General features: G+C 39.3%; 17 protein-coding genes. All 17 read left to right on the top strand.

What is annotated here, in order from left to right:
* Positions 1-187 precede the first annotated feature (187 nt).
* The 17 genes from rpoB (at position 188) to rplB (ending at position 21,886) form a co-directional block, all read left to right on the top strand.
* Positions 188-3,763: a DNA-directed RNA polymerase subunit beta gene (gene rpoB / locus T479_RS21960; protein WP_172583030.1), complete on the top strand. Its 3,576-nt coding sequence runs from the start codon at positions 188-190 to the stop codon at positions 3,761-3,763.
* Between the two features lie 200 nt (positions 3,764-3,963).
* Entirely contained in the window at positions 3,964-7,650 is a 3,687-nt protein-coding gene (gene rpoC / locus T479_RS21955; RefSeq protein WP_025220846.1) for a DNA-directed RNA polymerase subunit beta', read from the top strand.
* Between the two features lie 137 nt (positions 7,651-7,787).
* Complete coding sequence (locus T479_RS21950) at positions 7,788-8,036, top strand: ribosomal L7Ae/L30e/S12e/Gadd45 family protein (RefSeq protein WP_024364379.1); 249 nt, start codon at positions 7,788-7,790, stop codon at positions 8,034-8,036.
* Positions 8,037-8,134: 98 nt separating this feature from the next.
* Positions 8,135-8,554: a 30S ribosomal protein S12 gene (gene rpsL, locus T479_RS21945; RefSeq protein WP_010860613.1), complete on the top strand. Its 420-nt coding sequence runs from the start codon at positions 8,135-8,137 to the stop codon at positions 8,552-8,554.
* A 149-nt stretch (positions 8,555-8,703) separates the two neighbouring features.
* Positions 8,704-9,174 (top strand): 30S ribosomal protein S7, encoded by a 471-nt coding sequence (gene rpsG, locus T479_RS21940; RefSeq protein WP_024364378.1) that lies wholly within the window; start codon positions 8,704-8,706, stop codon positions 9,172-9,174.
* A gap of 42 nt (positions 9,175-9,216) precedes the next feature.
* Entirely contained in the window at positions 9,217-11,295 is a 2,079-nt protein-coding gene (gene fusA / locus T479_RS21935; RefSeq protein ID WP_025220845.1) for an elongation factor G, read from the top strand.
* A 135-nt stretch (positions 11,296-11,430) separates the two neighbouring features.
* On the top strand, positions 11,431-12,618 hold the full coding sequence (gene tuf, locus T479_RS21930) for an elongation factor Tu (protein WP_024364376.1): 1,188 nt from the start codon (positions 11,431-11,433) through the stop codon (positions 12,616-12,618).
* Positions 12,619-12,718: 100 nt separating this feature from the next.
* Positions 12,719-13,402 (top strand): response regulator transcription factor, encoded by a 684-nt coding sequence (locus tag T479_RS21925; protein ID WP_025220844.1) that lies wholly within the window; start codon positions 12,719-12,721, stop codon positions 13,400-13,402.
* Positions 13,403-13,408: 6 nt separating this feature from the next.
* A complete protein-coding gene (locus T479_RS21920) occupies positions 13,409-14,425 on the top strand; it encodes a sensor histidine kinase (RefSeq protein WP_025220843.1) in 1,017 nt (338 codons plus the stop codon).
* 96 nt (positions 14,426-14,521) lie between these two features.
* Positions 14,522-15,283 carry an ABC transporter ATP-binding protein gene (locus tag T479_RS21915; protein ID WP_024364373.1) on the top strand — a complete coding sequence of 254 codons (762 nt, stop codon included), beginning with the start codon at positions 14,522-14,524 and terminating at the stop codon, positions 15,281-15,283.
* Positions 15,273-17,252, top strand: coding sequence for an FtsX-like permease family protein (locus T479_RS21910; protein WP_025220842.1), 1,980 nt, complete (start codon positions 15,273-15,275; stop codon positions 17,250-17,252). Before T479_RS21915 ends, T479_RS21910 begins: the two co-directional genes overlap by 11 nt.
* 166 nt (positions 17,253-17,418) lie before the next feature.
* Entirely contained in the window at positions 17,419-18,735 is a 1,317-nt protein-coding gene (locus T479_RS21905) for a Na+/H+ antiporter family protein (RefSeq protein WP_025220841.1), read from the top strand.
* A 351-nt stretch (positions 18,736-19,086) separates the two neighbouring features.
* Entirely contained in the window at positions 19,087-19,395 is a 309-nt protein-coding gene (gene rpsJ / locus T479_RS21900; protein ID WP_004233624.1) for a 30S ribosomal protein S10, read from the top strand.
* A 49-nt stretch (positions 19,396-19,444) separates the two neighbouring features.
* Entirely contained in the window at positions 19,445-20,074 is a 630-nt protein-coding gene (rplC, locus tag T479_RS21895) for a 50S ribosomal protein L3 (protein ID WP_024364370.1), read from the top strand.
* A 26-nt stretch (positions 20,075-20,100) separates the two neighbouring features.
* Positions 20,101-20,724, top strand: coding sequence for a 50S ribosomal protein L4 (gene rplD / locus T479_RS21890; protein WP_010860604.1), 624 nt, complete (start codon positions 20,101-20,103; stop codon positions 20,722-20,724).
* On the top strand, positions 20,724-21,008 hold the full coding sequence (rplW, locus tag T479_RS21885) for a 50S ribosomal protein L23 (protein WP_038510042.1): 285 nt from the start codon (positions 20,724-20,726) through the stop codon (positions 21,006-21,008). Before rplD ends, rplW begins: the two co-directional genes overlap by 1 nt.
* Positions 21,009-21,055: 47 nt before the next feature.
* Positions 21,056-21,886 carry a 50S ribosomal protein L2 gene (rplB, locus tag T479_RS21880; protein WP_024364368.1) on the top strand — a complete coding sequence of 277 codons (831 nt, stop codon included), beginning with the start codon at positions 21,056-21,058 and terminating at the stop codon, positions 21,884-21,886.
* Positions 21,887-21,891: the final 5 nt, after the last annotated feature.

The following is a 21,891-nucleotide window of genomic DNA, read 5'->3' as shown; positions in this document are numbered from 1 at the left end:
ATGCAAAAATATTATTTTGAGGTCGTGTGCCCTTTTGGTATATGAATGATTTAATATGGGTATACTTGCCAAGATAAGTTTAGTTAACCGAAAATGAGATCTTTTGAAGACTCGTTTTCTTTTTGTCTTTCGAAATCATACACTATTTGGATGATTTTGCAAAGACCTAATATCGCTTTATTGAGGGGTGAATGAGTTGACAGGTCAACTAGTTCAGTACGGACAACACCGCCAGCGTAGAAGCTTTGCGCGTATTAAAGAGGTGCTTGAGCTTCCAAATCTGATTGAGATTCAAACGGCGTCTTACGAGTGGTTCCTTGAAGAAGGTTTACGTGAAATGTTCCGTGACATTTCGCCGATCGAGGACTTTACAGGTAATCTTTCATTAGAATTCATCGATTATTCATTAGGTGATCCTAAGTATGATGTCGATGAGTGTAAAGAGCGAGATGTTACTTACGCAGCTCCATTACGTGTGAAAGTACGTCTTTACAACAAAGAAACTGACGAAGTGAAAGAACAAGATGTATTTATGGGTGACTTCCCATTAATGACAGAAACAGGTACGTTCATTATCAATGGTGCTGAACGTGTTATTGTTTCGCAATTAGTTCGATCACCGAGTGTGTATTTCCATGATAAAACTGATAAAAACGGTAAAAAAGGCTTCGGTGCAACAGTCATTCCAAACCGTGGTGCTTGGTTAGAATATGAAACTGACGCGAAAGATGTAGTATATGTGCGTATTGATCGTACTCGTAAGCTACCAGTAACAGTGTTACTTCGCGCACTAGGCTTCGGTTCAGATCAAGAAATTATCGATATTATCGGTGATAACGAGTATTTACGTAATACGCTAGAAAAAGATAACTCTGAAAGTACAGAAAAAGCACTTTTAGAAATCTATGAGCGTTTACGTCCAGGTGAGCCACCAACAGTAGAAAGTGCGAAAAGTTTATTATACTCTCGTTTCTTCGATGCTAAACGCTATGATTTAGCGAATGTTGGTCGTTACAAAATGAATAAAAAGCTTCACATCAAAAATCGTTTATTCAACCAAACGATTGCTGAAACGCTTGTTGATCCAGAAACAGGCGAAATTTTAGTAGAGAAGGGCACTGTGCTTGATCGTCGTACTTTAGATAAGATTTTACCTTACCTAGAGGATTCTTCTAAAGGTATTGGCTACCGCACTTTATCACAAGTTGGCGGAGTACTTGAAGATGACGTAACAATCCAATCTATTAAAATTTATGCTCCGAAAGATGAAGCACAAAAAGAAATCAATGTAATTGGCAATGCCTACATTGACGAAGAAGTGAAGAACATTACACCTGCTGACGTCTTATCTTCAGTAAGTTATTTCTTCAACTTACTTTACCAAGTAGGGGCAACGGATGATATTGACCATTTAGGTAACCGTCGTCTACGCTCTGTTGGTGAATTATTACAAAATCAATTCCGTATCGGTTTATCTCGTATGGAACGTGTAGTGCGCGAGCGTATGTCTATCAATGATACAGCCGCTATCGTACCGCAACAATTAATCAATATTCGTCCAGTAATTGCGTCTATTAAAGAATTCTTTGGTAGCTCTCAATTATCTCAATTCATGGACCAAACAAACCCACTGGCAGAGTTAACGCACAAACGTCGTCTATCTGCATTAGGACCTGGTGGTTTAACACGTGAACGCGCTGGTTTCGAAGTGCGTGACGTTCACTATTCTCACTATGGTCGTATGTGTCCGATCGAGACACCTGAGGGTCCAAACATTGGTTTAATTAACTCATTATCTTCTTTCGCTAAAGTAAATAAATTTGGTTTCATTGAAACGCCATATCGTCGTATTGACCACGAAACTGGCCGAGTAACAGATCAAATTGATTACTTAACAGCTGACGAAGAAGATAACTACTATGTAGCGCAAGCGAACTCACTATTAAATCCTGATGGTACATTCGTAAACGATGAAGTTGTAGGTCGTTTCCGTGGGGATAATACTGTTTTCAACAAGTCTCAAATGGACTATATGGACGTATCGCCTAAACAAGTAGTTTCTGCAGCGACTGCATGTATTCCGTTCTTAGAAAACGATGACTCTAACCGTGCGCTTATGGGTGCCAACATGCAACGTCAAGCGGTTCCTTTATTAAATCCAGAAGCTCCGTTTGTCGGAACTGGTATGGAACACGTAGATGCACGTGACTCAGGTGCGGCTGTAGTAGCAAAATACGATGGTATTGTTGAGCATGTAGAAGCTCGTTCAATCCACGTACGTCGCATTGAAACAATCGACGGTAAAGAAGTTAAAGGCGATTTAACAAAATATAAATTACAAAAATTCATTCGTTCAAACCAAGGTACTTCATACAACCAACGTCCACTTGTAAAAGTTGGCGAACGTGTGAAACCTCGTGATATTTTAGCTGACGGTCCATCAATGGAAAAAGGTGAACTTGCATTAGGTCGTAACGTACTTGTTGCATTCATGACTTGGAACGGGTTCAACTATGAGGATGCTGTTATCATGAGTGAACGCCTTGTAAAAGACGATGTATATACTTCAGTTCATATTGAAGAATATGAATCAGAATCTCGTGATACAAAATTAGGACCTGAAGAAATTACACGTGACATTCCAAACGTTGGGGAAGATGCACTTCGTAACTTAGACGAACGTGGTATTATCCGTATCGGTGCGGAAGTACGCGATGGTGATATTCTTGTAGGTAAAGTAACGCCTAAAGGGGTTACAGAGTTAACGGCTGAAGAGCGCTTATTACACGCAATCTTTGGTGAAAAGGCACGTGAAGTTCGTGATACTTCATTACGCGTACCACATGGTGCGGGCGGTATCATCCTTGACGTGAAAGTATTTAACCGTGAAGACGGCGACGAGTTACCACCAGGTGTTAACCAATTAGTTCGTGCTTACATTGTTCAAAAACGTAAAATCCGCGTTGGGGACAAAATGGCCGGACGTCATGGTAACAAAGGGGTTATCTCTCGTATCTTACCGGAAGAGGATATGCCATTTATGCCAGATGGTACTCCTGTCGATATCATGTTAAACCCACTAGGCGTACCTTCTCGTATGAATATCGGACAAGTTTTAGAACTACATTTAGGTATGGCTTCTCGTTACTTAGGTGTTCATATGGCAACGCCAGTATTTGATGGTGCCAACGAAGAAGATGTATGGGAAACAATGGAAGAAGCAGGGATGAACCGTGACGGTAAAACAATCCTGTATGATGGACGTTCAGGTGAACCATTCGATAACCGTGTATCTGTAGGGATTATGTACATGATCAAACTTGCACACATGGTTGATGATAAACTTCACGCACGTTCAACTGGTCCTTACTCACTTGTTACACAACAACCACTTGGTGGTAAAGCGCAGTTCGGTGGACAACGCTTTGGTGAGATGGAGGTATGGGCACTTGAAGCATATGGTGCTGCATACACACTTCAAGAAATTTTAACTGTTAAATCTGATGACGTTGTTGGTCGTGTGAAAACATACGAAGCTATCGTTAAAGGTGAAAGCGTTCCAGAGCCAGGCGTTCCAGAATCATTTAAAGTATTGATTAAAGAACTTCAGTCTCTTGGTATGGATGTTAAAATGTTAACAATCAATGATGAAGAAGTAGAGCTTCGTGATTTAGACGAAGAAGAAGATCTTCAACCTGCTGACGCACTTAACATTGCGCCACAACCAGAAACAGAAGAAGAGCCAGTAGAGTCTTTTGAATAATGGATAAGTTCACATTCGTGTGAATATGGTCAAACTTATTTTTCAAATTAGTCGGGCAGGATTTAACGCCCTGCCCGACTTTCTTTACGAATGAAAACAATCTATTTTTAATCTTTTGTCAAAAGGTATTTTGGCAAACGATTGTCGAGCTGCGTAAAAGAGTCTTTATAAAGACCTATAACTAGAGGGAGGTAGGCTCCTTGATAGACGTTAATGAATTTGAATATATGAAAATTGGTTTAGCTTCCCCTGACAAGATTCGTTCTTGGTCATATGGTGAAGTAAAAAAACCAGAAACAATTAACTATCGTACATTAAAACCAGAAAAAGATGGTTTATTCTGTGAACGTATTTTCGGTCCTACGAAAGACTGGGAATGTCACTGTGGTAAATACAAACGCGTTCGTTATAAAGGCGTAGTTTGTGACCGTTGTGGTGTTGAAGTAACACGTGCAAAAGTTCGACGTGAACGTATGGGTCATATCGAATTAGCAGCCCCAGTTTCTCATATTTGGTACTTCAAAGGTATTCCAAGCCGTATGGGTCTTATCTTAGATATGTCTCCACGTGCTTTAGAAGAAGTAATTTACTTCGCATCTTACGTTGTCATCGAACCAGGTGCTACAAACTTAGAAAGTAAACAATTACTTTCTGAAAAAGAGTATCGTGCATACCGCGAAAAATTCGGTAACACATTCGAAGCTGCTATGGGTGCAGAAGCCATTAAAAAGCTTCTTGGTAAAATCGATCTTGAAGATGAAACACATTCTTTAAAAGAAGAGTTAAAATCTGCACAAGGTCAACGCCGTACACGTGCGATTAAACGTCTTGAAGTGGTAGAGTCATTCCGTAACTCAGGTAACTCTCCAGAGTGGATGATTTTAGATGTACTACCTGTTATTCCACCGGAGCTTCGTCCAATGGTTCAACTAGATGGTGGTCGTTTTGCAACTTCTGACTTAAACGATTTATATCGTCGTGTCATTAACCGTAATAACCGTTTAAAACGTTTGTTAGATCTTGGTGCACCAAGCATCATCGTTCAAAACGAAAAACGTATGTTACAAGAAGCAGTTGATGCATTAATCGACAACGGTCGTCGTGGTCGTCCTGTAACTGGACCAGGTAACCGTCCGTTAAAATCACTTTCTCATATGTTGAAAGGGAAACAAGGTCGTTTCCGTCAAAACTTACTTGGTAAACGTGTAGACTATTCTGGTCGTTCCGTTATCGTAGTAGGTCCAAACTTAAAAATGTACCAATGTGGTCTACCGAAGGAAATGGCGATTGAGCTATTTAAACCTTTCGTTATGAAAGAATTAGTAGAACGTGGTCTTGCACATAACATTAAATCTGCTAAACGTAAAATCGAACGTTTAAACAACGACGTATGGGACGTTTTAGAAGATGTTATCCGTGAGCATCCGGTCCTATTAAACCGTGCTCCGACGCTTCACCGTCTTGGTATCCAAGCATTTGAACCAACACTAGTTGAAGGTCGTGCAATTCGTCTTCACCCGTTAGTATGTACAGCTTACAACGCTGACTTCGATGGTGACCAAATGGCGGTTCACGTACCATTATCAGCAGAGGCACAAGCTGAAGCTCGCCTTCTAATGCTTGCTGCACAAAACATCCTAAACCCGAAAGATGGTAAACCAGTTGTTACACCATCTCAAGACATGGTATTAGGGAACTATTATTTAACACTTGAGCGTGAAAATGCTCGTGGTGAAGGTTCGATTTTCTATGGACCAAACGAAGTGCTAATCGCATATGATACTGGCCATGTTCACTTGCATACTCGTATAGCGATCAAAGCAAGTTCACTGCACAATCCAACGTTTACAGAAGAACAAAATAATATGTTCTTACTAACAACGGTTGGTAAAGTAATCTTTAACGAAATCTTGCCTGAATCATTCCCGTTCATTAACGAACCGACTGATTTCAACTTAGAGCAAGTAACACCAGATAAATACTTCGTAAACTTAACAATTGACGAAGAAACTCTAGCAGAGCTTGAAGCAGATGCTGCTTACAACCAATTAGATGAAAAAGGTAAAGTTGACGCACAACGTTCAGCGGTACTTCGCAAATACTTTGCATCTGTACCTGTTGTAAACCCATTCCGCAAGAAATTCTTAGGAAATATCATTGCAGAAGTGTTCAAACGTTTCCACATTACTGAAACATCTAAAATGCTTGACCGTATGAAAAACTTAGGTTTCAAATATTCAACTCGCGCTGGTATCACTGTTGGTGTATCTGACATCGTGGTATTACCAGATAAAGGTGACATCTTAGCAATAGCACAAGAGAAAGTAGATAAAGTTCAAGCGCAATTCCGTCGTGGTTTCATCACAGAAGAAGAGCGTTATGACCGTGTTATCTCTAGCTGGAGTGCGGCGAAAGATGAAATTCAATCAAAACTGATGAAGTCGCTTGAGAAAACAAACCCAATCTTCATGATGTCTGACTCAGGTGCCCGTGGTAACGCATCTAACTTTACACAGTTAGCAGGTATGCGTGGTCTGATGGCCAACCCGGCTGGTCGTATTATCGAACTTCCAATCAAGTCTTCATTCCGTGAAGGTTTAACAGTATTGGAATACTTCATCTCAACACATGGTGCGCGTAAAGGTCTTGCCGATACAGCCCTAAAAACTGCCGATTCAGGTTACTTAACACGTCGTCTTGTAGACGTTGCACAAGATGTCATTGTTCGTGAAGATGACTGTGGAACAGACCGTGGCTTAACAATCGGAGCGTTAATGGAAGGTACAGAACTAATCGAAGCGTTAGACGAACGTATTGTTGGTCGTCATACGAAGAAAACGATTTTCCATCCAGAAACAGGCGATGTTATTTTAGAAAAAGACGGCTTAATCGACCAAGATATCGCACGTATTATTACGGAAGCTGGTATCGAAGAAGTAACAATCCGTTCTGCATTTACATGTAATACAAAACATGGTGTATGTAAAAAATGTTACGGCATGAACTTAGCAACTGGTGAAAAAGTAGAAGTTGGGGAAGCAGTTGGTATTATTGCGGCTCAATCAATCGGTGAACCAGGTACTCAGTTAACAATGCGTACATTCCATACAGGTGGGGTAGCCGGAGACGATATTACACAAGGTCTTCCACGTATCCAAGAGATTTTCGAAGCACGTAATCCAAAAGGTCAATCTGTTATTTCTGAGATTGCTGGTACGGTGTCAGATATCACTGAAATCCGTGAAGGTCTAAAAGAAATTACCGTTCAAGGTGATGTAGAAACTCGTAAATACCAAGCACCTTATAATGCACGTCTAAAAGTCATCGAAGGTGACGCAATCGAACGTGGTCAAGTATTAACAGAGGGTTCTATCGATCCAAAACAATTATTAAAAGTAAAAGACGTTTCAACAGTTCAAGAATATTTACTAAAAGAAGTACAAAAAGTTTACCGTATGCAAGGGGTAGAAATTGGAGATAAACACATCGAAGTAATGGTACGCCAAATGCTTCGTAAAGTGCGCGTAATCGAAGCTGGTGATACAGAATTATTACCAGGCTCATTATTAGATATTCACCAATTCTCAGAGGCAAATGCAGATGCTGTGCTAAACGGCAAAAACCCTGCAACATGTCGCCCTGTAATTCTAGGTATTACAAAAGCTTCATTAGAAACAGAATCATTCTTATCTGCTGCATCATTCCAAGAAACAACTCGTGTGTTAACGGATGCTGCAATTAAAGGTAAACGTGATGAACTTCTAGGATTAAAAGAGAACGTAATTATCGGTAAACTTGTTCCTGCAGGTACTGGTATGCAACGTTACCGTCAAATCCGCATTGAAAAAGATGAGCTTGACGCAGAAGATCTAGTTTCTGCTGAATAACTTAAATGAAAGCTCCGAAGAGATGACAAAAGCGCATCTCTTCGGACTTTTTAAAGATATTAGTTGACAGTAGAAATTGATAATGATAATATATTGAAGGTTGATAGTTAACTGTCTGTACTTCGGAGGATATGAAAATGTCTTATGATAAAGTAAGGGCTAGTCAAACAATCATTGGTACAAAGCAAGCAGTAAAAGCAATGCAAGCTGGTTTAGTGAAAGAGCTTTTTGTGGCACTTGATGCAGACAATTGGGTAACCGATTCGGCCATATCTTTCGCGAGAGAAATCGGTATACCAGTTATTCTTGTCGAGTCCAAAAAGGAACTAGGCAAAGCCTGTGGAATCCATGTTGGAGCTGCGGTAGTTGCTATTGCTGTAGATTAGTTTTTGTGTATAAAACACAAAGACTTTGTTTTTACCCAAAAAATGAACCACCTGGATGTGTGGTATTAATAGTGAATGAATGAAGGGAGGAAAAACCGATGCCTACAATTAACCAATTAGTACGTAAGCCTCGTCAATCTAAAATCACGAAATCAAAATCACCAGCGTTAAACAAAGGATATAACTCATTTAAAAAATCTTTAACTGATGTTAAGTCTCCTCAAAAACGTGGTGTTTGTACTCGTGTAGGTACAATGACACCTCGTAAACCAAACTCAGCGTTACGTAAATACGCTCGTGTGCGTTTAACTAACCAAATTGAGGTTACAGCTTATATCCCAGGTGAAGGCCACAACTTACAAGAGCACAGTGTTGTTCTTATCCGTGGCGGACGCGTAAAAGACTTAGCGGGTGTTCGTTACCATATCGTACGTGGTGCTCTTGATACAGCTGGTGTAAACGGTCGTTTACAATCACGTTCTAAATACGGAACAAAACGCCCTAAAGAAAAAAAATAATTTAACACGCTAAGTGTTAATAAATAACGAGCCTGATGTTGGTATCACCGATTTCCAATCATGCTAGCTGATGTGGAAATGTAGTGATAACGACATTTTAGGCGAAGTTTATAAAAAAAATCGATAATTATTCGAAAGGAGGAAAACACATGCCTCGTAAAGGTCCTGTTTCCAAACGTGACGTGTTACCAGATCCAATTTATAATTCAAAACTAGTAACTCGTTTAATCAATAAAATGATGGTTGATGGTAAAAGAGGTACTTCTCAAAAGATTTTATACGGTGCGTTCGAACTAGTTAAAGAACGTTCTGGTGAAAATCCAATTGAAGTATTCGAAGCTGCTCTAAACAACGTAATGCCAGTTCTTGAAGTACGCGCTCGCCGTGTTGGTGGTTCAAACTACCAAGTACCAGTTGAAGTACGTCCAGAACGTCGTACAACTTTAGGTCTTCGTTACCTAGTTAACTATTCTCGTCTTCGTGGTGAAAAAACTATGGAAGAGCGTTTAGCTAACGAAATTCTAGATGCTTCTAACAACACTGGTGCATCAGTTAAGAAACGTGAAGATATGCACAAAATGGCAGAAGCGAACAAAGCATTCGCTCACTACCGTTGGTAATCTAAACATAGCATAAGCCCAATATGGAAGGAGAAATACCTAATGAAACGCGAATTCTCTCTAGAGAATACTCGTAATATTGGGATCATGGCTCACATTGATGCTGGTAAAACAACAACAACTGAGCGTATCCTTTATTACACAGGTAAGATTCACAAAATCGGTGAAACTCATGAAGGCGCTTCTCAAATGGACTGGATGGAGCAAGAGCAAGAACGTGGTATTACAATCACTTCTGCTGCAACAACAGCTCAATGGGCAGGCCACCGTGTAAACATCATCGATACTCCTGGACACGTAGACTTCACTGTAGAAGTAGAACGTTCTTTACGCGTACTTGATGGTGCTGTAACAGTACTAGATGCTCAATCTGGTGTTGAGCCTCAAACAGAAACTGTATGGCGTCAAGCTACAACTTACGGTGTTCCACGTATCGTATTCATTAACAAAATGGATAAAACAGGTGCAGACTTCTTGTATTCAGTAGGTACTCTACACGAACGTTTACAAGCAAACGCTCACCCAATCCAATTACCTATCGGAGCTGAAGATCAGTTCTCTGCTATCATTGACTTAGTTGAAATGAAAGCAACTTTCTACGGCGATGAAAAAGGTACTGCAGTAACTGAAGGTGAAATTCCTGAAGAGCACCGCGAAATCGCTGAAGAATACCGTGAAAAATTAATCGACGCTGTTGCAAGTGTTGATGAAGAAATCATGGAAAAATATTTAGAAGGCGAAGAAATCACTGTTGCTGAGCTTAAAGCGGCTATCCGTCGTGCTACAATCGCAGTAGAATTCTACCCAGTAATCTGTGGTACAGCATTCAAACACAAAGGCGTACGCCCAATGTTAAATGCAGTTATCGATTACTTACCATCTCCAGTTGATGTACCAGCAATCAAAGGTACTTCAGTTGATGGTGACGAAGAGTTAGAACGTAAATCTTCTGATGAAGAGCCATTCTCAGCTCTTGCATTCAAAGTTATGACTGACCCATTCGTAGGTAAATTAACTTTCTTCCGTGTGTACTCTGGAACATTAGATGCAGGTTCATACGTACAAAACTCTTCTAAAGGTAAACGTGAACGTGTAGGTCGTATCCTACAAATGCACGCTAACTCTCGTGAAGAGATTTCTAAAGTGTTCGCTGGGGACATCGCAGCAGCAGTAGGTCTTAAAGATACTACTACTGGTGATACTCTATGTGACGAGAAAAACCTAGTTATTCTTGAATCAATGGAATTCCCTGAACCAGTAATTTCTCTTTCTGTAGAACCAAAATCAAAAGCTGACCAAGACAAAATGGGTCAAGCTTTACAAAAACTTCAAGAAGAGGATCCAACTTTCCGTGCTCACACTGACACAGAAACTGGACAAACAATCATCTCAGGTATGGGTGAGCTTCACCTTGATATCTTAGTTGACCGTATGCGCCGTGAATTTAAAGTAGAAGCTAACGTAGGTGCTCCAATGGTATCTTACCGTGAAACATTCCGTAGCTCTGCAAAAGTTCAAGGTAAATTCACTCGCCAATCTGGTGGTCGTGGACAATATGGTGACGTAACGATTGAGTTCTCTCCAAATGAAGAAGGTAAAGGCTTCGAATTCGAAAACGCTATCGTTGGTGGTGTAGTTCCTCGTGAATACATCCCTGCAGTTGAAGCAGGTCTTCGTGACTCTCTTGACCGCGGTGTAGTAGCTGGTTACCCACTAATCGACATTAAAGCGAAATTAGTATTCGGTTCTTACCATGACGTTGACTCGAATGAGATGGCGTTTAAAATCGCAGCTTCTATGGCTCTTAAAGAAGCAGCTAAACAATGTGATGCTGTAATTTTAGAACCAATGATGAAAGTAGAAGTTGTAATTCCAGAAGAGTACCTTGGTGATATCATGGGTAACATCACTTCTCGTCGCGGACGCGTTGAGGGTATGGATGCTCGCGGTAACTCTCAAGTTGTTCGTGCAATGGTTCCACTTTCGGAAATGTTTGGTTACGCAACAACTCTTCGTTCAGCAACTCAAGGTCGCGGTGTATTCTCAATGACATTTGATCATTATGAAGAAGTACCAAAATCAATTGCTGCTGACATCATCAAAAAAAATAAAGGTGAATAATTGAATTTTCATCTTGCATAAAGTATAACTAATTTGTAAGCTATGATTGCAGGATAGAGGATGGGCCCGTTCTCTATCAGCATTCATTCTATAAATTTTTAAATAAAACATACAATTTCGAGGAGGCAATCTCTAATGGCTAAAGAAAAATTTGACCGTTCAAAAACGCATGCTAACATTGGTACAATCGGACACGTTGACCATGGTAAAACAACTTTAACTGCTGCAATCGCTACAGTTCTTTCTAAAAAAATGGGTGGTACAGCTAAATCATACGCTGATATCGATAACGCACCAGAAGAAAAAGAACGTGGTATCACAATCAATACTTCTCACGTAGAATACGAAACAGAATCTCGTCACTATGCACACGTTGACTGCCCAGGACACGCTGACTATGTTAAAAACATGATCACTGGTGCTGCACAAATGGACGGCGGTATCTTAGTAGTATCTGCTGCTGACGGCCCAATGCCACAAACTCGTGAACACATCCTTTTATCTCGTCAAGTAGGTGTTCCATACTTAGTAGTATTCATGAACAAATGTGATATGGTAGACGACGAAGAATTATTAGAATTAGTAGAAATGGAAATCCGTGACCTACTTTCTGAATATGACTTCCCAGGCGACGATATCCCAGTAATCAAAGGTTCTGCTCTTAAAGCTCTTGAAGGTGAACCAGAATGGGAAGAAAAAATCGTTGAATTAATGGACGCTGTTGATTCTTACATCCCAACTCCAGAACGTCAAACTGACAAACCATTCATGATGCCAGTAGAGGACGTATTCTCTATCACTGGTCGTGGTACAGTTGCAACTGGCCGTGTTGAACGTGGTCAAGTTAAAGTTGGTGACGTAGTTGAAATCGTAGGTATCGCTGAAGAAGCTAAATCTACAACTGTAACTGGCGTTGAAATGTTCCGTAAATTATTAGACTACGCTGAAGCTGGTGACAACATCGGTGCTTTACTTCGTGGTGTAGCTCGTGAAGAAATCCAACGTGGTCAAGTATTAGCTAAACCAGGCTCAATCACTCCACACACAAACTTCAAAGCTGAAGTTTACGTTTTATCAAAAGAAGAGGGTGGCCGTCATACTCCATTCTTCTCTAACTACCGTCCTCAGTTCTACTTCCGTACAACTGACGTAACAGGTATCTGTAACTTACCAGAAGGCGTTGAAATGGTAATGCCTGGCGATAACATCGAAATGACAGTAGAACTTATCGCTCCAATCGCTCTTGAAGAAGGTACTAAATTCTCTATCCGTGAGGGTGGCCGTACTGTAGGCGCTGGCGTAGTTGCTTCTATCCAAAAATAATATTTAGCTTAGGCTAATTTTAAAACCAATCTGTAGGGACGCTTACAGATTGGTTTTTTATGTTAAAATATATAAGTGAAAGGAGCGTCAGCGTATGGAAATGAAGGTTTTATTGATAGAAGATGATCCATCAATTTTTGCAATGATCGAAGAACGCTTTTTGCAATGGTCATTACGTGTTGTAGGTCCAACTGATTTTCAAAAGGTGATGGATGATTTTATTGAAGAGAAGCCACAGCTAGTTTTAATAGATATTCAACTACCGGCATATGATGGCTTTCATTGGTGCCGTGAAATACGACATATTTCAAAGGTGCCGATCCTCTTTCTATCTTCACGAGATCATCCAATGGATATGGTAATGGCGATGCAGATGGGTGCCGATGATTTTATACAAAAACCCTTCCATATGGAGGTGTTACTTGCAAAAGTTCAAGCTATTTTACGCCGTACTTATGACTATGTTGAAGAAACAATGGATGTGACGCGTTTCAATGGTGCTGTTTTGGATTATGCGCGTAGTGAGATTATGTATAATGGGCAGCTTGTTTCGTTAACTAAAAATGAACTGTTTATTTTACGAGTTTTATTGGAAAAGGCTAATCATATCGTTTCTAGAGAGGACTTAATGAGAAAACTATGGGACGATGAGCGCTTTGTGAATGATAATACATTATCAGTCAATGTTAATCGACTACGTGCTAAGCTAGAGGATATCGGCTTACAGGAAGTTATTGTGACAAAAAAGGGGCTCGGCTATATAGCAGTGACGCAGGTGACGTGAGTGAAAATGCTATTTTTATTTATAAGAGAACGACTAGCGTGGATTGGCTTTTTTGTTTTTCTTCTTGTTGTGCTTAACATATTATTTTCTTTAGACGTTGGTTTAGTTGGCATCTCTATTTGGTATGTCAATATGATTATGATTGTGGCGTTTTTCATTTTTTTATTATGGCGGTATACAAAGGAAATTGGTCAACTGAAAGATTTCCTGGGAAATGTAGATAGCAGGCTGGATGATGCTCATGCTAGAAGCTTAGCTCTATCACCTTTTCAGGAGGCATACTACCTAAAAATTGAAGACGTTTTCTATGATAAGGATGCAGAGCTGAATCATACGAAGGTGCAGCTACAGGAGTATTCAGATGAGTTGTTAGCATGGGTACATGAAGTGAAGGCTCCTTTAACAACTATAAATTTAATGTTAGATCGTATTGAAGACTCAACTTTGCGCAGGAAACTAGAGACCGAATGGTTAAGGTTGCATCTGCTTGTCGATCAGCAATTACACCAAACACGTCTTGCAACGATTGAAAAGGATAATTTTTTAAGTGAAATAGAACTGCGCGATGTTGTTTACAAAGAAATCCGTGCGATGCAAGCATGGTGCTTAGAAAAGGATATCGGCTTTGATGTTGGTGAATTAACAGAAGTAGTTTTAACTGATAGTAAATGGATAGCGTTCATTGTAAGGCAAATTCTATCAAATGCTATTAAATATAGCCCTATTAATACCGAAATCTTTATTTTTACAGAGGTTGATTCATCTGGTGCAACGTTGTTACATATTAAGGATAATGGCATTGGAATAAGAACAGATGATATGCCACGGATTTTCCAGAAATCGTATACAGGAACGGCAGGTAGAGAATCTGCACAGTCAACGGGGATGGGCTTGTATTTAGCACATAACATTGCTCAAAAAATTGGCGTTCGTATTAGTGTACAATCAGTAGTAGGGGAAGGGTCAGTCTTTACGCTACGATTCCCATTACAAAATGAATATGCCAAACTAACAGGTAGATGACGAAATTGTCACCTACCTTTTTATATTGTCATGTAAAACGCACGAATTGAACGTGTAGACAGGGTACACTTGTAGTATAGAAAGGGGCGTTAACCTGTGGCAGTTTTAATTGGACGTAAAGTAAAAAAAGTATATGGTAAAAAATCGACGGCACAAGAGGTGTTGAAGGGTATAGATTTAGAAGTGAATGAAGGAGAGTTTGTTGGCATTATGGGTCCGTCAGGCTCAGGGAAGACGACATTATTAAATGTGTTGTGTTCGATTGATTTTGCAACGGAAGGTGTCATTGAAATAAATGGACAAAGCTTACGAGGGATGAAAGAAAAAGCTTTAGCTAATTTCCGTCGCGAACAGCTTGGGTTCATATTCCAAGATTATAATTTATTGGACACTTTGACAGTGAAGGAAAACATCTTGCTGCCATTAGCGATTAGCAAGTTACCGAAAGCTGTAGCAGAAAGTCGTGTCAAAGAGCTTACTTATTTACTCGGTATTGGAGATATATTAAATAAATACCCAAATGAAATATCTGGCGGTCAAAAGCAACGTACATCGGCTGCGCGTGCATTAATAACAAATCCATCAATGGTCTTTGCAGATGAACCTACAGGTGCACTGGATTCGAAATCAGCAACAGCTCTGTTGAAAAATTTGCAAAGTATTAATGAAACCAAGAAAGCGACAATTATGATGGTGACGCATGATGCAGTGGCAGCGAGTTTCTGTACACGTGTTTTGTTTTTAAAAGATGGGCTGATTTACAGTGAACTATACAAAGGTGATAAAACAAGACAGGCGTTTTTCCAAGAAATCATGCATACGCAAAGTGTGCTAGGCGGTGACGGTTATGAGTCTTAGTAAGCTTGTATTCCGAAGTATGAAGAAAAATATGAAACATTATTATTTATACTTCTTTGCACTTATTTTTAGTGTGACACTCTATTTTTCTTTTGTGACATTACAGCATAATGGTGAAGTTTTTGATTCCGTTCAAAAGAGTGGCACAGCATCAGCAGGATTTAAGGCTGCAACTTATATTTTGTACTTTATTATTTTATTTTTCGTGTTATATGCAAACCACTTATTTATGAAGCGTCGTAGCAAGGAAATTGGCTTGTATCAGCTAATAGGAATGACAAAGGGATTAATTGTACGCTTATTGGCTTTAGAAAGCATTCTATTATTTGTAGGAGCTGTCGCTGTAGGGATAATTGTTGGTTTCTTTAGCTCTCGCCTAATCGCCATGATTTTATTGCGTATCATTGAAAAAGAGACGCTTGTGAAAATGACCTTTAGTACTCAAGCATTGCAGCAATCTATTGTTGTTTTCGCTCTCTTATTAGTTATCGTCTTGTTCCAAATGACGTGGATGATTCACCGTGTATCACTATTATCCTTATTTAGCGCGGCTAAACAAGCAGATGAGCGTGTAAAACGATTCAGCCCATTACAAATGGTTATTGGCTTTTTAGGGCTTGTACTCATTGCATATGGCTACTATGCATCAACGAAATTATTTGATATTAATAATGCAGGCAATCTATTTAATAATATGATTATTATTTTGGCTACAACAATTGGGGGAACATTCCTAGTTTTCCGTTTCTCTGTAGCATTTTTAATGAATACTGTTCGTTTAAAGAAAAATGGACATTTGACTGTCCATGATGTATTAGCGTTAACACCAATTATGCATCGCATGAAAAGTAATGCTAAATCATTGACACTGATTACAGTTTTAACGGGTGTATCACTTGGGATTACCACATTATCATATATTTCGTATTATTCTTCAGAAGCTGATGCCTATAGTCAAATCCCTGGCGATTACATTTTGCATGAAGATCAAGGACAGGATTTTTTAAAGAAACTAGAGGAAAATAATATCGCTTATGATAAGGTTGAATATCGTTTACAAGGGGTTACAGCTACCATCGCTCAGTTAATGGCTAAAGAACAAAAAGATAGTCCATTTTATAACATGGAAGGCACGATTTATACCATTCCACTTTCTGATTATCAACGTAGAAACCCAAATACAACAATTACGGGTAATGATGTTATTTTAACGAACTATGGTGGCTATATGGCGGAGATGTTCCCATTAGAAAAGGATCGTAATCTAGTCGTATCAGCAGGTAAACTTAAAGAAACACTGCATGTCAAAGCTATTCATGATGAAAGTATTATTGGTGGAACAGTAACGTCTGGTGGCGGAGGTCCAATTTTTGTAGTGTCTGATGCATTGTTTGAAAAATTGTCAACGCAAGCAAAACTATTCCCTTGGCATAAACAAACTTCGATTACATTACAGTCAAAGAAAGACCTTGCACTAGCTGAAAAATTGTATGAAGAATCAGGCGCAGATGCCATTACTATTTTTGATAATGATGGCAATACGCAAAACTTTAAAATCAAGTCATTTGAAGCTGAACGTAAAGGAAATATTGAATCACTTGGGTTAATAATTTTTACGACAGCATTTTTAGGCTTAGCATTTTTAATGACGACTGGTAGCATTCTGTACTTTAAACAAATGTCTGAAGCAGAAGAAGAACGAGGAGCTTATACAATTTTAAGAAAGATTGGCTTCTCAGAACGAGATATCATGAAGGGAATCTTTATGAAACAGGCGTTCAATTTTGGTGTTCCTTTACTGATTGGTCTACTTCATAGTTATTTTGCAGTGAAATCAGGATGGTTTTTATTTGGTTCAGAATTAACAACACCGTTATGGATTGCTATGAGCTGTTATGTCGCTTTATATGCAATTTTTGCAGTCCTTTCGGTTGGTTATTATAAAAAAGTAATAAGAGAATCATTATAACTATTAAATAGGAAGAAACTCCGAAAAACAGTATGATCTAATACAGGTCATACTGTTTTTTGAATTTTACATTTAATGAAATATTTCATAACAGCTTGACTTTCGTTTGTCAGAATATTAAAGTTTAACATATTAATAATCTAGTGTACGAAAGTGAAGTGTCTTTATGAATGCGGTAATTGTGGCAGTAGCTGTCATGTTAATATTAAGTTTGCTTCGAATCAATGTTGTCCTTTCACTTGTTTTAGGAACCTTTGCAGGGGGCTTAACAAGTGGTATGGGTATTCAAGCAACTGTTGAGTCGTTTACAGAGGGGTTAGGGGCAGGTGCTACTATTGCACTTAGTTATGGTCTACTTGGTGGATTTGCTATAGCTATCTCGAAGACAGGTATACCTGACTTATTGATTGCGGGTATGTTAAACGTGTTAAATAAAAATGGTTCAAGTAATAGGAAGGGCTTAGTAAAAGTATTAATTTTTCTTCTTATTTTTATCATGGCCATTTTTTCTCAAAATTTAATTCCAATTCATATTGCTTTTATCCCTTTACTAATACCACCGATTTTAAAGGTTTTAAATATGCTTGAAGTGGATCGTAGAATAATAGCAACATTGATTGCGGTTGGCTTAATTGGCACCTATAGTTTTGTACCAGCAGGCTTCGGGGCCATCTTCCAAGAAATTGTGTCAACGCAAGTTACAAATGCCGGAATGGTTGCACAAGCAAGTGATGTGCCTGTAGCAATGGCTATTCCTATCCTAGGTATGTTAGTAGGACTAGGGATTGCCTTCTATGTATATCGCAAACCACGTATATACAAAAATACAGATGTAGAAACAGCGACTTTAAATGTGAATGTCAGTAAATCAGTTATTATTTCTACGGCACTAGCATTAATTGTTTCCCTTATCGCGCAAATCGCAACAGATTCCATGATTGTCGGAGCCTTCGCAGGGATCATGATTATGTATTTTACGGGTGCTCTTAAATGGAGAGAGGCCGATGAAATTCTATCAGAAGGTATGAAAATGATGGCGTTCATTGGCTTCGTCATGATTGCTGCCAATGGATTCGCCTCAGTAATCAATGCTACGGGTGATGTAGATACCTTAATCACAAGCTCTCTGACGTACCTTGAAGGCAATAGAAGTTTGGCGGTATTTATTATGCTGGTGATTGGATTAGTTGTCACAATGGGCATTGGTTCTTCTTTTGCGACAGTACCGATTATTGCGACTTTATTTGTTCCGTTAGCACAAGGATTAGGAATGAGCCCTTTAGCGATATTGTGCTTAATCGGAACTGCGGGCGCATTAGGTGACGCAGGTTCACCGGCATCAGATTCAACATTAGGACCAACTGCTGGCTTAAATGTTGATGGACAACATAATCATATTTGGGATACATGTGTACCAACGTTTATCTTTATTAATATTCCACTCGTCCTATTTGGTTGGATTGCCTGTGTATTCTTTCTATAATATTGAGAAGCAGTTTCTAAATTTTAGAGACTGCTTTTTTTATTAATTGTTCGAAATGTTCGAAAACGTAGATAGCACAGGTTATGTGTTGCAAAATATACGAAAATTATATATACTAGTAAACGGCTTAAATAAGCGAGAAATATTAGTAGTAAAGAATATCTACAACATTTAAAAGAATTTAGCGAAAAGACTTGCTTATTCTTTTTTTATTGTATATAATGTTGAATGTTGGTCTTTGACTGCGATGAAACGAGAGGTTGCCGACACACCCGGCCGCTTTGCCATGGCGGTGCGTTGGAGAATTTTCGTGGAGAATGTCTAGAAAATAGGCGAGAAGGAGGGAAAATAATGGCAAAACAAAAGATTCGTATTCGTTTAAAAGCGTATGATCACCGTATTTTAGATCAGTCTGCTGAGAAAATTGTGGAGACTGCAAAACGTTCAGGTGCAAGTGTATCAGGTCCGATTCCACTTCCAACTGAGAAGTCTGTGTACACAATTCTACGTGCTGTTCACAAGTACAAAGATTCTCGTGAACAATTCGAGATGCGTACGCATAAACGTCTGATCGATATCGTTAACCCAACACCACAAACTGTTGATGCGTTAATGAAACTTGATTTACCATCTGGCGTTGATATCGAAATCAAACTTTAATGGTAAAAACAATATAACAACTTTTTAAAACTTACAGGAGGTGTGACAAATGGCTAAAGGAATCTTAGGTAGAAAAATTGGTATGACACAAGTTTTCGCTGAAAACGGCGATTTAATCCCGGTAACAGTTATCGAAGCTACTCCAAACGTAGTTCTTCAAAAGAAAACTGTTGAAACAGACGGCTACGAAGCAATTCAAGTTGGTTTCGAAGATAAGCGCGTTAAGCTTTCTAACAAACCAGCGCAAGGTCACGTAGCAAAAGCGAATACTGCTCCTAAGCGCTTCATTCGTGAATTCCGCAACGTGAACGTTGAAGAATACGAAGTTGGTCAAGAAGTCAAAGTAGAAATTTTCGCAGAAGGCGATGTAATTGATGTAACAGGTGTTACTAAAGGTAAAGGTTTCCAAGGTGTTATCAAACGCCACGGACAATCTCGTGGTCCTATGGCCCACGGTTCTCGTTACCACCGTCGTCCTGGTTCAATGGGTCCAGTTGCTCCGAACCGCGTATTTAAACAAAAGAAATTACCTGGTCAAATGGGTGGCACAGTAGTTACAATCCAAAACTTAGAAATCGTAAAAGTTGATGCGGAACGTAACTTACTACTTGTTAAAGGTAATGTTCCTGGTTCTAAAAAAGCTCTAGTTACAGTTAAAACTGCAATTAAAGCTAACTAATCACTTCAAGAAAGGAGGAAACAGGAATGACAAAAGTATCTGTACTTAGTCAAACAGGTGCTTCAGTTGGTGAAATCGAGTTAAACGAAGCGATCTTCGGAATCGAGCCAAATGAAGCAGTATTATTCGACGCAGTAGTTGCACAACGCGCTTCTCTTCGTCAAGGTAATCATAAGGTGAAAAACCGTTCTGAAGTTGCTGGTGGTGGTCGTAAACCATGGCGCCAAAAAGGAACTGGTCGTGCTCGTCAAGGTTCTATCCGTTCTCCACAATGGCGCGGCGGTGGTATCGTATTCGGTCCAACTCCACGTAGCTATTCTTATAAATTACCTAAAAAAGTTCGTCGTTTAGCTCTTAAATCTGCTTTATCAGCTAAAGTAGTAGAACAAAACTTCTTAGTTCTTGATGCTCTTACACTAGCAGCACCAAAAACAAAAGAATTCACTAAAATTCTTAAAGATCTTTCTTTAGAGAAAAAATCTTTATTCGTAACTGCTGACCTAGATGAAAACGTAGCATTATCTGCTCGTAACATCCCTGGTGTAACAGTGTTAACTGCAAACGGAATCAACGTTCTTGATCTTTTAGGTCACGAAAAAGTTGTATTCACAAAAGCTGCAGTAGAAAAAGTTGAGGAGGTGCTTGGATAATGGAAGCACGTGATATTTTAAAACGTCCGGTCATTACTGAGCGTTCTTCAGAACTTATGGCAGAGAAAAAGTATACTTTCGAAGTAGACACTCGCGCTAACAAAACTCAAGTAAAAGACGCTGTAGAAGAAATCTTTGGCGTAAACGTTGAGAAAGTAAACGTTCTTAACTACAAAGGTAAATTCAAACGCGTTGGCCGTAACGGTGGTTACACAAACAAACGTCGTAAAGCGATTGTTAAACTAACTGCGGACAGCAAAGACATCGAATTATTCGAAATGTAATCCTTTAAGGATTTATGATTTGAACAATCAAGAAGGAGGGAAACACAATGGCGATTAAAAAGTATAAACCTACCTCTAATGGTCGTCGTAATATGACGTCTTTAGACTTTGCGGAAATTACAACTAACAAGCCTGAGAAATCATTGCTTGAACCAACTAAACGCAAAGCTGGTCGTAACAACCAAGGTAAAATCACTGTTCGTCATCATGGTGGTGGTCATAAGAAGCAATATCGTGTTATCGATTTCAAACGTGTTAAAGATGGCATTCCAGCGAAAGTTGCTACTATCGAATATGATCCAAACCGTTCTGCGAATATCGCATTAATCAACTACGCTGATGGAGCAAAAGCTTACATCTTAGCACCAAAAGGTCTAGAGGTTGGTCAAACAATCGTATCTGGTCCAGATGCTGATATTAAAGTAGGTAACACATTACCATTAGCAAACATTCCAATGGGTACAACAATCCATAACATCGAGTTAAAACCTGGTAAAGGTGGACAATTAGTACGTTCTGCTGGTACTTCTGCGCAAGTACTTGGTCGTGAAGACAAATACGTAATCGTTCGTCTACAATCTGGTGAAGTACGTTTAGTTCTTGCTACTTGCCGCGCTACAATCGGTCAAGTTGGTAACGAACAACATGAACTTGTACACATCGGTAAAGCAGGTCGTAGCCGTTGGTTAGGTAAACGCCCAACTGTTCGTGGTTCTGTAATGAACCCTAACGATCACCCACACGGTGGTGGTGAAGGACGTTCTCCAATCGGACGTAAATCACCGATGACACCTTGGGGTAAACCAGCACTTGGTTACAAAACTCGTAATAAGAAAAACAAATCGGATAAATTCATCATCCGTAGTCGTAAAAAATAAAGTGG

This window comes from Lysinibacillus sphaericus (genome assembly GCF_000600105.1).
GTDB classification, from domain to species: domain Bacteria; phylum Bacillota; class Bacilli; order Bacillales_A; family Planococcaceae; genus Lysinibacillus; species Lysinibacillus sphaericus.
Note: the sequence above shows the minus strand (reverse complement) of the source record. Positions and strands in the feature narration are given on the sequence as shown.